The organism is Streptantibioticus silvisoli, assembly GCF_027947535.2.
GTDB classification, from domain to species: Bacteria; Actinomycetota; Actinomycetes; order Streptomycetales; family Streptomycetaceae; genus Streptantibioticus_C; species Streptantibioticus_C silvisoli.
In genome coordinates this window covers 89,815-103,250 of sequence record NZ_JAAGKO020000027.1, presented here as the reverse complement: position 1 = coordinate 103,250, position 13,436 = coordinate 89,815, and the positions used below count along the sequence as shown (strand labels likewise).

General features: G+C 68.3%; 22 protein-coding genes. 7 read left to right on the top strand and 15 right to left on the bottom strand.

Going from position 1 to position 13,436, the window contains the following annotated elements:
- Window positions 1–95: 95 nt before the first annotated feature.
- From POF43_RS19310 to POF43_RS19245, 14 genes are all read right to left on the bottom strand, one after another.
- Window positions 96–1,346, bottom strand: coding sequence for a hypothetical protein (locus POF43_RS19310; RefSeq protein WP_271324794.1), 1,251 nt, complete (start codon window positions 1,344–1,346; stop codon window positions 96–98).
- On the bottom strand, window positions 1,343–1,798 hold the full coding sequence (locus POF43_RS19305; RefSeq protein ID WP_271324795.1) for a hypothetical protein: 456 nt from the start codon (window positions 1,796–1,798) through the stop codon (window positions 1,343–1,345). Before POF43_RS19305 ends, POF43_RS19310 begins: the two co-directional genes overlap by 4 nt.
- Window positions 1,795–1,962, bottom strand: coding sequence for a hypothetical protein (locus POF43_RS19300; RefSeq protein WP_271324796.1), 168 nt, complete (start codon window positions 1,960–1,962; stop codon window positions 1,795–1,797). Before POF43_RS19300 ends, POF43_RS19305 begins: the two co-directional genes overlap by 4 nt.
- Before the next feature lie 202 nt (window positions 1,963–2,164).
- Window positions 2,165–2,389 carry a hypothetical protein gene (locus POF43_RS19295; RefSeq protein WP_271324797.1) on the bottom strand — a complete coding sequence of 75 codons (225 nt, stop codon included), beginning with the start codon at window positions 2,387–2,389 and terminating at the stop codon, window positions 2,165–2,167.
- A 38-nt stretch (window positions 2,390–2,427) separates the two neighbouring features.
- Window positions 2,428–2,625, bottom strand: coding sequence for a hypothetical protein (locus tag POF43_RS19290; protein WP_271324798.1), 198 nt, complete (start codon window positions 2,623–2,625; stop codon window positions 2,428–2,430).
- The gene (locus POF43_RS19285; RefSeq protein WP_271324799.1) at window positions 2,622–3,053 is read right to left on the bottom strand and encodes a hypothetical protein; all 432 of its coding nucleotides are present in this window, start codon (window positions 3,051–3,053) and stop codon (window positions 2,622–2,624) included. Before POF43_RS19285 ends, POF43_RS19290 begins: the two co-directional genes overlap by 4 nt.
- Window positions 3,050–3,358: a hypothetical protein gene (locus tag POF43_RS19280; RefSeq protein WP_271324800.1), complete on the bottom strand. Its 309-nt coding sequence runs from the start codon at window positions 3,356–3,358 to the stop codon at window positions 3,050–3,052. Before POF43_RS19280 ends, POF43_RS19285 begins: the two co-directional genes overlap by 4 nt.
- On the bottom strand, window positions 3,355–3,756 hold the full coding sequence (locus POF43_RS19275) for a hypothetical protein (protein WP_271324801.1): 402 nt from the start codon (window positions 3,754–3,756) through the stop codon (window positions 3,355–3,357). The genes POF43_RS19280 and POF43_RS19275 overlap by 4 nt, the downstream gene beginning before the upstream one ends.
- A gap of 2 nt (window positions 3,757–3,758) precedes the next feature.
- Window positions 3,759–4,283, bottom strand: a complete 525-nt coding sequence (locus POF43_RS19270) for a hypothetical protein (protein ID WP_271324802.1) — start codon at window positions 4,281–4,283, stop codon at window positions 3,759–3,761.
- Between the two features lie 94 nt (window positions 4,284–4,377).
- On the bottom strand, window positions 4,378–4,521 hold the full coding sequence (locus POF43_RS19265; protein WP_271324803.1) for a hypothetical protein: 144 nt from the start codon (window positions 4,519–4,521) through the stop codon (window positions 4,378–4,380).
- Between the two features lie 72 nt (window positions 4,522–4,593).
- A complete protein-coding gene (locus POF43_RS19260) occupies window positions 4,594–4,881 on the bottom strand; it encodes an HNH endonuclease (protein ID WP_271324807.1) in 288 nt (95 codons plus the stop codon).
- Window positions 4,882–4,886: 5 nt separating this feature from the next.
- A complete protein-coding gene (locus tag POF43_RS19255) occupies window positions 4,887–5,141 on the bottom strand; it encodes a hypothetical protein (RefSeq protein ID WP_282704663.1) in 255 nt (84 codons plus the stop codon).
- Window positions 5,141–5,359, bottom strand: a complete 219-nt coding sequence (locus POF43_RS19250; protein WP_271324805.1) for a hypothetical protein — start codon at window positions 5,357–5,359, stop codon at window positions 5,141–5,143. The genes POF43_RS19255 and POF43_RS19250 overlap by 1 nt, the downstream gene beginning before the upstream one ends.
- A gap of 20 nt (window positions 5,360–5,379) precedes the next feature.
- Window positions 5,380–6,273 carry a DUF6907 domain-containing protein gene (locus tag POF43_RS19245; RefSeq protein ID WP_282704662.1) on the bottom strand — a complete coding sequence of 298 codons (894 nt, stop codon included), beginning with the start codon at window positions 6,271–6,273 and terminating at the stop codon, window positions 5,380–5,382.
- 156 nt (window positions 6,274–6,429) lie between these two features.
- Here POF43_RS19245 and POF43_RS19240 point away from each other — a divergent pair, with 156 nt between their 5' ends.
- Together POF43_RS19240 and POF43_RS19235 are read left to right on the top strand one after the other, a co-directional pair.
- Window positions 6,430–6,897 (top strand): hypothetical protein, encoded by a 468-nt coding sequence (locus POF43_RS19240; protein ID WP_282704661.1) that lies wholly within the window; start codon window positions 6,430–6,432, stop codon window positions 6,895–6,897.
- A 146-nt stretch (window positions 6,898–7,043) separates the two neighbouring features.
- Window positions 7,044–7,799: a helix-turn-helix domain-containing protein gene (locus POF43_RS19235; RefSeq protein WP_271323173.1), complete on the top strand. Its 756-nt coding sequence runs from the start codon at window positions 7,044–7,046 to the stop codon at window positions 7,797–7,799.
- Window positions 7,800–7,877: 78 nt separating this feature from the next.
- Here the strand turns inward: POF43_RS19235 and POF43_RS34915 are convergent, their stop codons facing one another.
- Window positions 7,878–8,588, bottom strand: a complete 711-nt coding sequence (locus POF43_RS34915; RefSeq protein WP_308217747.1) for a helix-turn-helix domain-containing protein — start codon at window positions 8,586–8,588, stop codon at window positions 7,878–7,880.
- A 114-nt stretch (window positions 8,589–8,702) separates the two neighbouring features.
- On the opposite strand from POF43_RS34915, the gene POF43_RS19225 reads away from it, so the two are divergent.
- From POF43_RS19225 to POF43_RS34910, 5 genes are all read left to right on the top strand, one after another.
- Window positions 8,703–8,918: a helix-turn-helix domain-containing protein gene (locus POF43_RS19225; protein WP_271323174.1), complete on the top strand. Its 216-nt coding sequence runs from the start codon at window positions 8,703–8,705 to the stop codon at window positions 8,916–8,918.
- Window positions 8,915–9,085 carry a hypothetical protein gene (locus POF43_RS19220; protein ID WP_271323175.1) on the top strand — a complete coding sequence of 57 codons (171 nt, stop codon included), beginning with the start codon at window positions 8,915–8,917 and terminating at the stop codon, window positions 9,083–9,085. Before POF43_RS19225 ends, POF43_RS19220 begins: the two co-directional genes overlap by 4 nt.
- A gap of 153 nt (window positions 9,086–9,238) precedes the next feature.
- A complete protein-coding gene (locus POF43_RS19215; protein ID WP_271323176.1) occupies window positions 9,239–9,988 on the top strand; it encodes a hypothetical protein in 750 nt (249 codons plus the stop codon).
- Window positions 9,989–10,102: 114 nt separating this feature from the next.
- Entirely contained in the window at window positions 10,103–10,363 is a 261-nt protein-coding gene (locus POF43_RS19210) for a hypothetical protein (RefSeq protein WP_271323177.1), read from the top strand.
- Entirely contained in the window at window positions 10,360–13,230 is a 2,871-nt protein-coding gene (locus tag POF43_RS34910; RefSeq protein ID WP_271323178.1) for a YfjI family protein, read from the top strand. The genes POF43_RS19210 and POF43_RS34910 overlap by 4 nt, the downstream gene beginning before the upstream one ends.
- Window positions 13,231–13,436: the final 206 nt, after the last annotated feature.

Below are 13,436 nucleotides of genomic sequence, written 5' to 3'. Positions count from 1 at the left end.
GGACACTGGGGCTGCTCCTCGATCTTGAAGGGTTGGGGTTGGGTGAGCGGTGGGGGCCGGCCGCTGCTTTGGTCGGTTGGGCCGGCCCCGGGCCGCTACTGCTGCTGCTCGGCCTTAACCGCGTCGCGGAGACGCGAGGCGTAGGCGGTGCGGCAGCCGATGCACTTGCGGACGTTCGTGGCGGACAGCTTGTGGGCGCCACCGAGTTCGTCGGCGAGAGCGCGAACCTTGGTCAGGTCGTCCTCGGCGAGGGGTCGTTCGTCGTCCTCGGAAACCGCCCGCTTCCCTTTACCGATAAGGGTTGTGAGCCTCTTGAGCGGCTTCCCGGGAGCGGCCTGCGAGTCGACGCCACCGGGTCCTTGCGGGCTCGTCTGCGGCCCACTGGTGGCTGTCCCGTCGCCATCCTCACCGCCGGGGGTGAAGGTGTCGGCGAGGAACAGTTCGACCGCTGCGGCTTCGGGGCTGATGCCGTGCTTCTTGGTGTCGACCGCGGCGAGCGACGCGGCGAGCGACACCCGGGACTGCGCGGCCTGAACATGGAGAGCGGGCGTCATGCCCGGCAGCCGCGTGCCGTTCTTGATCTCCCACGCCTGAGCGAACGCATCCTCAGGCGACAGCGTCCCGAACGGGGCCGCCGACACCAGTCGGTCCGCCAGGGCGACGACGTCCTTGTGATCGTTGGCCCGCTTCTTCGCGTGAGCCTCCCGGGCCTTCACCTCAGCCTTCGCCTCGGGGGTGACAGCGGACTCGGACAGGGTGCCGACCCACTGGCGAACCTCGAAGAACATCGGGCCCAGCAGAGAAACGGCGGCGAGCCCGTACCCGGCGGCCGACGCCTCCGCAGCCCCGTACCCGTAGTTGATGTAGGCGGCGAATCCGGCAGCCGCAAGGCAGAACCCGCGGAGCATCCACCGCACCCACCCCGGAAGGTGGCGTTCGTCGGCGTAGGCGACGCCGGCGGCCATCACCCACGCCGCGCCTTCCAGCGCGAAGGGCAGAGGCAGCAGCATCAGGGAGATGCCGGCGAAGTGGGCGATCTGCGCGGGCAGCGAGCCCAGCGCGGACGCGGTCACCAGGGCGAGCGTGCCGCGCCGGTAGATCAGACCCGGTGTCGTCGCCTTCGACCAGGCGGCAGCCCGTTCCCGGCGCCGGTTGGCCTTGTCGCGGCGTTCCTGCAACTTCTCGGCGCGGGCCTGCGCCTTGTCGGCCTGAGCGTTCGCCCGGCGCCGTTCGTCTTCCTCGCGGCGGCTCTTCGCCCGGCGGGCGGCGGCGGCGTCAGCGTCCTTGCGGGTCTGCTCGGCGTCGGCGGCCTTGTTGCGGCGGCGCTCCTCGCTCCAGTCGCTCATGCGGTCATCTCCAGGGTGTGGGGGGCGCGCTGGGCGCCGGTGGTGATCAGGTGCTCGATGCGGTACGCCTCGTCCTCGTCGGCGTTGATCGTGTCGTCGCGCCGGGCGTCGGGCCGACCCGCCTGGACGACGTGGACCAGCTCGTGCACGAGGGTGGGCCACAGGTGTTGGCGGGAGGTGGTGTGCACCATGACGACGGGGTCTTCTCCGCCGGCGCAGGTGATGGTCTGGCCGTAGCTGCGGCGGTCACCCCACCAGGTGCTCAGCCACTCCCGAGCCCCGCTGAGCGACCAGTAGTTCGGGGAGAGGATGCACGCGGCCAGGGCGCGGGAGCCGAGCAGCACGGTGCACTCGGGTACCGGCTCGCCCAGCGCGTCGGCGACGGCGGCACGGGCCCGACGGACCATCGGCGAGTCGGACACATCGGTGGCGCGCAGAATCTCGATGGTCATCGCGTGCCCCCCGCGCGGTTGTGCCGGTGGTGGTGGAGGAACAGGCCGCCGAGGAGACCGGCGACGGCGGGCTGGGCGAGGAACGGCACGACGATCACGGCGGCCGGCGGGAACTGGACCAGCAGGCCGAACAACAGGCACAGGAGCAGGTGGCGGTACTTCATGACGGAGTCCTTCCAGGTCAAGACGGAGGTGGGGGCTGAGGGACTACCAGGCCGCAGGTACCAGCAGGCGGGACCTGCGGCGTGGTCTACCGGTCAGCCGTGGGTGTGGCCGTAGATGAAGGCCACGACGATCACGGGGATGAGCACGAACAGGACGATGGCGGGGTGGATGCGCATCAGCTCTCCTCGGACGGGCTGGTCGTCAGCGGCGGACGAGCTGAAGCCGGTAGGTCGGCGGTGCCAGGTGCAGCACCGGCACGTCCGGGGCCTGGGCGGAGATCGCGTCGATGATGACCTGCGCGACCTGGTCGTGATCCATGACCCGGTCCACGGTGATGTAGCTGCTGACCTCCAGTTCGAGACACTGCCGCTGGGGGTCGGAGACGACGATGTTGAACGCGTACACACCGGGCTGATAGGTGGTCATGACGGTTCCTCCTGAAGGCGTAGGCCGAAGCGGGTTGTTCAGCGGCGGGGGTAGGTGTGACCGGCGGGCGGGTACGGCAGGCCCTCGAACTCCGGGGCTATCCCGAACATCACGACCTGCTCGAACTCGTCGAGGTCACCGGCGTGGCCCGGTGCCTCGGTCGACGTCTCCAGGGCCCCCAGCAGCCGGCTGGAACGGGCCCGGTCGTCTGCGGCGCTCTCACGGCAGCCGTTCACCGGGACTTTCCTGCCTGAATGGCGGCCAGTTGGTCGCGACGCACGAAGGATGGGACGGTCCGCCGAAGCTCCACCATCTCCTGCTGCATCTGGTCGAGCCGGGCCTTGAGGAGTTCGACCTCCAGGGCCAGTACGGTCATGCCGCGGTCCGGCGGCGGGACAGCCGGTACGACGGCGACTGGCGGCCGGCCGATGCTCGCGATGTCCGTGAAGCGCTGCCGGTCGTGCTCGGCGGCCTGTTCGAGCGCGGTGTCCAGGACGGACTGCACCCACTTCATCGGGGTGATCCGCGGGCTCCGGTGCCACTCGGCCACGGTGCGGACTCCGACGCCGAGGTGTTCGGCGAATCCCTCGTTCGTCATGCGCAGGGCGCTCTGCAAGGCGGAGGCGAGTTCGCCGTTCCAGTGGTCGACGGGACGGAAGCTCATGCCGCCACCCCGATGTCCTCGCGCAGGTAGTGGGGTACCAACCCGTGGAACCGGTGGTCGGCGATCCACTGGGCCCGCTCCGCGTTCAGATCATCCGGGGTCCTGCCCTCGGCGCACGGCGTGTTGTAGGACCGCCACTTGGACTGGCCGCACAGGCCGCACGTGTACGGGTCCTCCACGTCGGAGACGCCGCCGTCGAACATCCACAAGTGCCCGTTGCCGAACCGCTGCGGCGGCAGCGGCGAGGAGTCGACCTGGCGGATACGGCCGGACTCCAGACGGACGTACACGACGGTGGCGCTCATGCCGCCACCCCCGACGCCCTGGGCGTGAAGGACTCAGGTCCCATCGTGACGGTGATCGTGGTCGAGCCGCCGGGGCCCTTCGTGACGGTGCCCGGCATCGGATAGCAGATGTAGCTGAGCCCGCCGCATTCTGTCTCGGTGACCTCGTCGATCAGCGGGTAGAGCGGGAACGGGTCGCCGAAGAACTGGGGCTCGTAGACGAGCGGCATGACGGGGTAGTAGCGGGCGACCACGGGCCAGTCTTCGGCGGTGGGCTCGTCGCCGTCGCGGTACCGGTCGAGAACGGCCGCGTCGGCGGCGGGGATGAGTATGAGTGTCCCGTCGTCCTGCGGGTGGTACATCGTCGGCGTGCTCACTGGGGCGAACGCGGTCGTGGGGCGCGAGTCGATGATGGTCACGGTCACCGCTCCCCGTGGGTCGCGGAGTGGGAGACACCGTCGGCCATGAGCGGCTCGACGTGCTCTCCGGTGACCGTCCAGGGGCAGGCGGTGCACGCCACGGACGGGCGGGACGGGGTTCCGTTCACAACCGTCGTGGAGATCGCGGCGGCCGGGTAGGCACGGTCGATGGCTCGCGCCATGGCCGCCACGTTGGCCTTCTCCTCAGCCGTCCACGTGCCGTAACTGCCCCAGAAGCGGGCCGCCCGCTCACCCAGCTCGAACGCGCCGGCCATGGAAACACCCTGCTCTACCCAGGCGCGGATCTCCTGAACGGACAGCTGGTCGGCGTCGAACCCGGCCATGGCGTGCTCGTCGTCGAGGGCCGTGAGCAGTTCGTCTCGGGTGAGGCTGATTGCCACCTGTACGACGGCCAGCGAGTCCTTCTCGCCCTCGCACCAGCCGTTGACCGCGTGGGTGGGGTAAGCGACCGGGATCGGCTCGGCGTGCCACTGGGTTCCTGCCGGCCGATAGTCCAGAATGGTCATGGCCTTCCTTTCCTCTTGCCTTGTGTGGGTGGGTGGAGTTGGGCCACGGCCGCCCCCAGGGATCGCACCCCTGGGGGCGGCTTTCACGTTCGGGTCAGGCGTCCGTGGACTGCTTGGTGGCGCTCTCCAGGGCGTTCACGCGGTCGGCCAGGCGGATGACGGCCTTGATGAGGTTCCAGTCGCCCCAGGCCAAGAGCAGGGTGGAGATGATGATCGGGACGAGGGCGTACACGGGCATGTGTCGCTCCAATCGGGTGATGGTTGATCGACAGCAGACGCCCAGACAGGCGGGCCGTTCACGGGTGAAAGGTCAGGCGGCCGGCGCGAAGTGGGCCTGCTGCGGGGCGGTCGCGAGCAGCAGCCACACCAGCGGCCAGGGCAACACGTTGTCCTTGCTGCGGTTGCAGCCCTCGCAGGCCAGCACGAGGTTGTCGAGTTCCCACGTCTGCCACAGGCAGTACGGGATGTAGTGGTCGAGGGTCTTCCGCCGCATCGGAGAAGCCTTGAAGTTGCGACGGCAGTAGAAGCAGCGCGACCCGTCACGGGCCTTCAGCTGGCAATGCAAAGCGTCCCGTTCCTGACGGCCGGGCTTGCCCACCCTGCTCACCGCACGCCGCCCAACGCCGCTTCCAGGCGGACAAGAGCCAACACGCCACGGTCGGACAGAGCGGGTGCCTCGGCGACCTGGTGCCGCTCCAACATGCAGCCGAACAACTGCATGCCGCACCGGTCACGACTCGCCCGGGACATCGCGATCAGCTCCCGCAGCCGCGACACCGGCGGCAGCGGCCGGGAGTACTTGCCCGACGTGGCCGCGTTCTCCGTCGGACGGTGCACGTTGGAAGGTCCGTGTCCCATCACGCACCCCCGTCCGCGATCCGGGCGGTGATCTCCAGGCACACACCGTCGACCGGGTAGCCGACGGACAGCACGCACGTCCCGGGGTCTCCCCAGATCGCCCCGCGGCGCTCCAACTGGGCGGCCAGGCGGTACGCGAGGACCAGCATCACGGCGCCCCGGTCGGACGGGTCCACGTCCAGGAGATACAGCAGGTGGTGCGTGGACGTGGAGGCCATGAAGTCCGGCAGCCGGCGCTTCACGACCGGGCCCGGTTGAACTCGGCGCGGGCCTCGACCAGCTGAGCGTGGATCTGGGTGAGTTCGGCGACGCTGGAACGCATACGGTCGATCACGACCATCAGCTCCTCCGGCGCCAACCCCTCCAAGGCCACCGCCCCGAGGTCACTGTCCGACGTCATCACGGCGACCGTCGCGGCCGGAACCGTCGACCGCGGGTCGGCACTGAACGGGACCTGCCTGATCTCCGCCTCGAACATCTGGAACGACGCCGGCTTGCCACCGTTGGCGTCGGCGACCGCCCGGAGCGGGAAACCGGCGACCAGGGCGCCCTCGTGCTCCAACTCCTCCCAGAACACCAGGGACTCGGAGTGCGACTTCGTGCACCACGACGGACACACCACGGTCTGACTCGGTCCACCGCTGTTGAGCGTCAAGTCGTGCTTTCGCAGCTCAACCGGGGCACTGGCCGGAGCCGAGACGGTGGTCACGGCCGGCCGCGTCGGGGCGGTGACCTCCGCCTCGGTGATCGCGTCGTACTCGTCAGCCAGGGCGTACAGGCGGGCCGCCGTCGCCCGAACCTTCGCCGCATCCCCCCGCAGACGGTCGGCCGTGACGTAATCCCCGTAGTCGCCATCCGGCGTGTACTCGATCACCGTCTTCCCGATCTCCGGCTCGCTGATGATCGTGGCCTTCAGGATGTCGCCGACCGTGCTACCCGGCACCGGGAACGACACCTCGGTGCCGCGGCACTCCTCGTCGTGACCGGGAACCTTGATGCACCACACGTGCAGCTCGCACTGGTCCGACATCGGCAGGAAAGTCGCCGGAACCCCGGTGGTGGACTGGGTGGGCTGGGCCGGGATGGTGGCGGAGGGGGTTTTGGCGGGGGCAGGCGGTACGGTTGTGCGCATGGCTGGACTCCCTATCGCAGAGGGGTATGGCCTAGGCCCTGGATGGGTGGTCGCACACCCGCCAGGGCCTTTCTGGTTTTCCAGATCGGCCGCGTTTCCGTGTACACAGATTAGACATCGCAGCTCTGGCTTTGCAAGCCCTTCGCCGATATTCTCGTGTACACAGCAACCCAGACGATCGAAGAGGTAGTCATCATGACGACGTGTACACAGCAGGCGACCCGCAGGAGAGACACAGTGGCCCGGCCGCGAACAGGCGAGATGCCCATCCAGCACGTCCGCGCCCTGGATGACGACTGGGCCGACCTCGACACCGCATCGGACAGCAAGCGAGCCGAAGTCGTGCGGGAGCTGATCCGGTGGTACCTGCGACGACCGGGATCTCACCTGCCGACGCGGCCAGCGGCTGCCGACTGGTTGACATTGCGCAAGCAGGAGGCGATGACGTGGTTCGCCTCGTTCGGGCACGTGGCCGCATTGGACGACGAGAAGGTGATCGAGAAGGACGGCCGTCGCGAGTGGCAGTGCCAGCGGTGCGACAGCGTGCTCAGCCTCAGCACGAAGGGGAAGAAGGAGTCCTCGACCGGGAAAGCCGCCTGCACCGGCACCAACGGAGACGAGTAAGCCTGACGGCTCGCACCGCCACAGAGCGATCGTGTTCATGTCCTCACGGTGACGCCGCGCCACCCACTGGCGCGGCGTCAGAGCGGGCGTCGGCTCGGCGAAATTGGGGGCGTCAAAGACGTCTCTAACGCGCTACCGTTAAGGGCATGACGACCCCTAACACCACACTTCGGGCTATCCGCACTGGCATGAACCTGTCTCAAGACGAGTTCGCCCGCGTCATCCGCGACGCCGGCCACCGGCTCGGCCGACCCAACGACGCCACCAAACGCCTCGTACAGCGCTGGGAAGCCGGCGGCGTTGCCGCACCCCGCGGCATCTACATCTCCGCCCTGGAAGTCGTCACCGGCCTCCCCGTGGCCTCCCTCGGCTTCAACGAACCCCAGGCCCGCGTCCAGCCCGACGGCAAGGGCGGACACGACATGGCCATGCCCCCCGGCAGCCCGCCCGCTACCAAGCCGGCCGCGAAGGTGCACGCGCACGAGGGCTTCACCGGCATCTGGCTGTCCCGCTACGAGTACTTCTCAAGCGGCCGAGACGCCTCACTCGTCGGGCTCCACCACGTAGTGCTGCTCCAGCACGGCAACCGCATCAGCGGCCGGAGCCTCCCCAACGCGTCCTCCAACCCCGACTCGCCCTTGACCTTCGACCTGACGGTCGACGGCAGCGTCGTCACCGGCACGTGGGTCGAGCAGACCGCTGAGGACGGCTACTACCGCGGCGCTCGCTACCACGGGTCCGTGCAGATGCTCGCCGAACCGACCGGCCGGCGCATGGTCGGCAAGTGGGTGGGCTTCGGCAAGGACATGGACGTCAACACCGGACCGTGGGAACTGGCGTTGCAGAGCGCGTCGACCGACAAGACCACCCTGAACCGATACAGCCAGCCGCCGCAGGCTTGAGGCCAGCCGACCCGTCCGACACTGCGCACGCGAAAGCCCCCGACCATCGGTCGGGGGCTTTCGTTACGCGCGGAACCCTTACGAGCCGCCCTCGTCGACAGGCTGCACCAGGGGCATGCCGGGGTGAAGGGGCGGAAGTCCTTCGACGATCTCTTCGATGTCGAGACCGAGTTGAGCATGACGCCGCCTGGCCATGCGACCACGGGCGGCGAGCGTGGCACGGTCGGTTCCAGCCTCGGGCGCGACGATGTCCGTGACGAGTTCTTCGAGCTGCTGGACGAGCCGAACGGCGGGGTGGTCTGCGGTGCGACGAAGCTTCTCGGGAAGCGCAAGAGCTTTGTACTCGGCCTGGCGGCGCCCGTACTCCTGGTCGCGTTCGTAGGCATCCTCTGCGGCGGCAGGGTCTGCGCCGGGGGAGCCCAGGGCCACGGCCGCCCCCGGCTCCCAGTCCATTGCGGTCCGCTGCCCCTCGGCCCAGTGCCATGCGGTGCGGGCGGTCACCTGGAAGCCGTCCGTCAATTCGACGGGCTCGTCACCGGACTCGGCTGGCAGCAGCAGGCTGAGCGGGGAGACGTTCAACGCGAGGGCGAGAGCGACGAGGTCATCGACATCGACTCGGCGGTCGCCGCGCTCGATCTTGCTCACCACCGTTGGGAGCATCGGTCGGCCCAGTGCTTTGAGCAGGGCGGATAGGTCTTTTTGGTTGAGCTGACGTGCCTTGCGGAGGCGCTCAAGGTTTTTCGCCACGCACATTGAGGTGGGGCCGGACACCACCGCATTGGAAGCCATGATGGAGATTCTGTCACACGTTGTAGACATCCCGGAAGCTACTTGCCTATACTCCACACAACGGCGAGTTCATTCGCCAAAAGCGACAGCCATGCCGCTCACCTTGGAGTTTTCATGCCACAGGAAGTGCTCGGCGATGTCGACGACTGGGTTACGCCCCAGGAGGCATCCCGCCTAGTGAAGGTGACCGTCCAAACGCTCGCGAATTGGCGCGCACGGAAGACGGGCCCCGCCTACAAGAAGATCAGCCCCGGCCGGGCCGGAAGGGTCCGTTACTCCCGGCAGACCGTCCTCGCCTGGATCAATGGCGAGAGGGAGCCGGCCGCGTGACCGCCGACCCTGCCCCGGAACCGACCCCGGTGAAGCAGAAGGCGAAGCAGCGGACCCTCGTGGACGTGTACGCCAACCGGGACCTCACTCAGGACCAGCTTCGCAAGCTCGTCGTCCTGCTGCGGCTCACCGAACCCCGCACCGCCAGGCCGGCCGACGCCGCCTGACACGAAGACGGCCCCCACCAGACCGCCGGTGCTACCAACACCAGCGCGGCAGGGGCCACAGCAGCCCACCCAGACATGCGAAAACCCCGGGCTCATCGCTCGCCAGCGACCCGGGGCCACGCCACCAAACCAGATAGGACCACCACGTTCATCATGACAGAAACAGCTCTCGCGAGCAGCATCGCGAGCTTCGCCGCCATGGTCGTCGACCGTGCCGAACGGCACGCCACCCTCGTGGACGAAGGACCCGACGAGCAGCGCATTCGCGTCGCTCAGCGCATCACGGACTTCGCCAAGACGACCCCGCTCACACCCGTGTACGACACGGTGATCGACCTCGCCGGGTTCGGCCAGGCACGAATCCACTTCCGCAGCGAATGGGACGACTACCTGCTCCTGGCGGAGGGCGCCGAGTCCCTCGGCTGGCCCAACCACAAGGCCGTCGCCTGGGCCCGCCGGCAGTACCTGCACGCGGTCGAGGATCAGCGGGAACTCGACGAGGAACGCGGAGACGGACTTCTCGGATACGAGTGCATGCGGGACTACCTCGACCTGCGGATCGACGCCATCATCGACGACCCCGAGGCCAAGCCGGACGGCGGGCAGCAGCACTCCGCCGCCGGCGACTGGCTCATCTCCCGCGACCGGGTCTTCGTCATGCTCCTGGACAGCCCGTGGGGCAAAGAGTTCATGAGCAACGTCAAGCCCGCAATGACGCACGCCGTCCTCGGCATCTGGGGCGACAAGCTCACCGAGATCCCGGCCGTCGATCTGAACGGCATGCCGCTCGGCAACGTCCGCGACGTCCTGCTCGACACCCACGGGATGACGAAGGACGAGGCCATGCGTCGCGCCCGTCGCGGCCCCGTTGTCGACGGCCACTTCGAAGACAGCGGCAACTAGGGCACCGCCGGGCCCGCAACGCCACTCCATTGGCCAGGGCCCGGCACATCCCTCCCGCCCCCAGCTACAGCAGCAGCCAGCAGCACAGCACCGTTCGCGAAACGGACCACACCCATGTTCATAGACGTCAACACCGTCATAGAGCGGTTGCACCACCTCACCGACGAACGGCTCGCCGAGTTCTCCCGAGCCCTCGACGCCGAACTCCGCAAGGCCCACTACGGCGCACCCACCGAGGATCTCAACAGCCTCACCGACGTGGCAGCCGCCGCCCGCCTCATTCTCCGGGCCCGCCAGGCGCACGCCGCCAGCGCACGCGCCCACGACCGACTCCGCAGCCTCCTCGCGGACCAGACCATGGAGAACGCCGCGTGAGCATCGAACAGCACTCCGCTGCCGCAGACCCAGACGTCATGCAGTCCTGGATGACGACTCTGTACTTGGGGCGCCCCGGACTCCTCAGCGTGTGCTCCGACGCCGACAAGTGGGCCGGGCGACGGTTCGCCACCAACGAGCCGGGCATCGCCGACGCAGTGCAGTACGCAGTCAGCCTCGACCGCCGGCACCCGAAGGGCGTCTACACCCAGGTCACCACCCTGCGAGAGAACCCGGCCAGCGGACGCGGCGGCGAAGACCTCGCCTACGGCCTCACTCACCTCTGGGCGGATGGCGACTTCGGTACCGTCGGGCACAAGCCCGGCCCGGATGACCTCCCGGCCCCCGCGACGGCCGACGTCGTCGCGCAGATCATCGCCGAGACCGGCCTGCCACAACCCACCCTCTGGTCCCACTCGGGTGGCGGACTCAACCCCTGCTGGGTCCTGGACGACACGGTCCTGATCCTGGACGACGAAGTACGGGCTCGCGCCAAAACGTTGACCACCGACTGGCAGGCCATCATCGCCGCGCACGCCGCCCTCAACGGCTGCTCCTGGGACGTCGAGGTGGGCAACCTCGACCGCCTGATGAAGCTGCCCGGCAGCGTGAACCGCAAGGAAGGACTGGAGCGGCCGACCGCCATCACGTCCGGCAGCGGAGCCATGTACGGCATCGAGGAGGTTGCCGACTGTGCCTCCCGCCTCGCGCCCGCCGCACACGAACTAGTCGCCCAGGCGGCGAAGGAGAAGCAAGAACGTCGAAACAAGCGCCTCGGCGTCGCGCCCCTCTCCCGGCAGGCCCCCAGCCGGGGCAACCTTCGGGCCGCCAGCGGTGACGGGCCCTTGGATGTCCTCGCCGACGTACTGACCTTCCAGGACGTCCTGGAGCCCGCCGGCTTCACCTACGAAGGCCAGCACAACGACGGCCGCCAGAAGTGGCTGCGCCCCGCCGCAGGTGGCGACCGTGCCAGCAGTGCCTACAGCCTGCTGTGCAACGACCACGTCGCCATCAACTGGTCCGAGCGCTCGGACCTGCCCGTCGGTCCGCTCGCGTCGGGCAACAAACTGACCATCGGAACCCTTTATGCCCATCTGAACTACGGCGGCGACACAGCGGAGGCCGCTCGGGACATCCTGCGCGCTGCCGCAGGCCGTAGCTCCCGCGGCCCGGCCGGCCGCCTGGGGTTCGCCGTCTTGAACGAGGTCAAGCGGCGTTGCATGACCGCAGAGGAGCCACCGCAGGACTGGGGCAACACCGTAGACACCGGGGTTTCTGTCATTTCTGTCAGGCACTCCGAGGGGGAAGAGGTTGGGTGGGAGACGCCCATCTCCATCGACCGGCCCCGCCTCGCCGTTTTCCCCACCGCGAAGCTCGGTGCTGACCTGGCCGCCATGGTCGATGCAGTCGCCGAGCAGGTACAGGTAGCGCCGGACATCCCCGCGATGATCGCCCTCGCCGCAGTCGCCGTAGCGGTGGGCGGCCGGGCGCAGGTGAAGATTCGGGACGGTTGGGCCGAAGCCTCATCCTTGTGGACCGCCACCGTTGCTGGCGCTGGTGAACGCAAGAGCGCGGCGGAGAACCCGTTCAGTGACGTTCTGCGTGCCGTTGAGAAGGAACTGCGTATCGAGGCCATCCCCGAGATCGAGATGGCGGAGATGGCGGCGAGAGTCGCTCACGCTCGATACGAGGACGCCGAGAAGGCCGCGATCAAGGCGAAGCCGGAGAACATGGCGCTGAAGCTCAGCGAAGCCAAGATCGCAAAGCAGGCCATCCTCGATCTCGACCCGGTACCGGCTCCGCCCCGGCTGCTCTTCGGCGACATCACCCCCGCGGCCATGCCGATCAAAGCCTCGCAGCAGGGCGGCCGAATGGGGGTCATCCACTCCGAAGGCACGCTCATCAAGCAGATGGCCGGCCTGTACAACAACGGCACCCCGGAGACCGGCTTTGCCCTTGACGCCTACGACGGCAAGGCCATGCCCGTCGACCGCGTGGGCCGCGATTCCATCGAGATGGAGAGCGCCCACCTCACCATCGGGCTGCTCATCCAGCCGGTCATCCTTGAACAGCTTGGCCGCAAAAAGGACGACGAGATGCTGCACAACGGGTTCGTGCAGCGCTTCCTGTACGGATTTCCTGCCTCCAACCTCGGCTACCAGGACCCACGCAGCTCGAAGCCCATCCCGCCCAAAATCCTGGAGACGTTCGACGCCAGAGTCCGGCGGTTGGTTAACGAGCTGTGGCGAAGCAGCGCCACCCGAGTCCTGACTTTCACCGCACAGGCCAGCGAAGAGATGTACGTCTTCCAAGAACGCCAGCAAGAACGACTCCGGCGCGGTGGGGACCTCCACCAGATGGCCTCATGGGCCAGCAAACTGCCGGGGAAGCTCGCTCGAATCGCCGCCCTGACGACCCTGTACAGCGAACCGTCAGCTACCGAGATCGGCGTCGAACGGCTACGCGCGGCCCTGGATCTGGCGCCGTACTTCATCGCCCACGCCCGCCTGTGCCTGGACCTGATGGGCGCCAACAAGGACGCCAAGCTGACCCCGGCCCGCGACGTCCTCGACTGGCTCCGCCGCCGCAAGGAAGACAAGCGGCAGACGCCGTTCACCGTTCGAGACGTCCAGCGGGGTGTCGACGGCAACGCGTGGGGCCCCGAGGGCATCACGGCAGAGACCGTGCAGAGCGCGGTCGACGTCTTGGTGGACCGCGGATGGGCCGTAGCGCTACCGCCCCCACCACGACCGGAAGGCCAGCGGGGACGCCCCCCGGGCGTCAAGTACTCCCCGCATCCCCTCGTCTGGAACCCCGAATGGAGAGAGAAGGAGGAGGTTCCAGAAACACGCCTAAGAAGTGCCTGACAGAAATGACAAAACTCCACCGTCGTCTACGCCCGCCTGAACGACGGCACCGCCTCCACGCAGGTGCAGCCCGCCTTCAGCCTCCAAGGCGACGTGTTCACCGAGCACGACCTGCGCGAGCACACCCCCGAGCCCTTCAGCCTCACCGTCAACGTGCCCGCAGCCTGACGCCCACGCAGGTGGCCGGCCCCGCTGATACCAGGGCC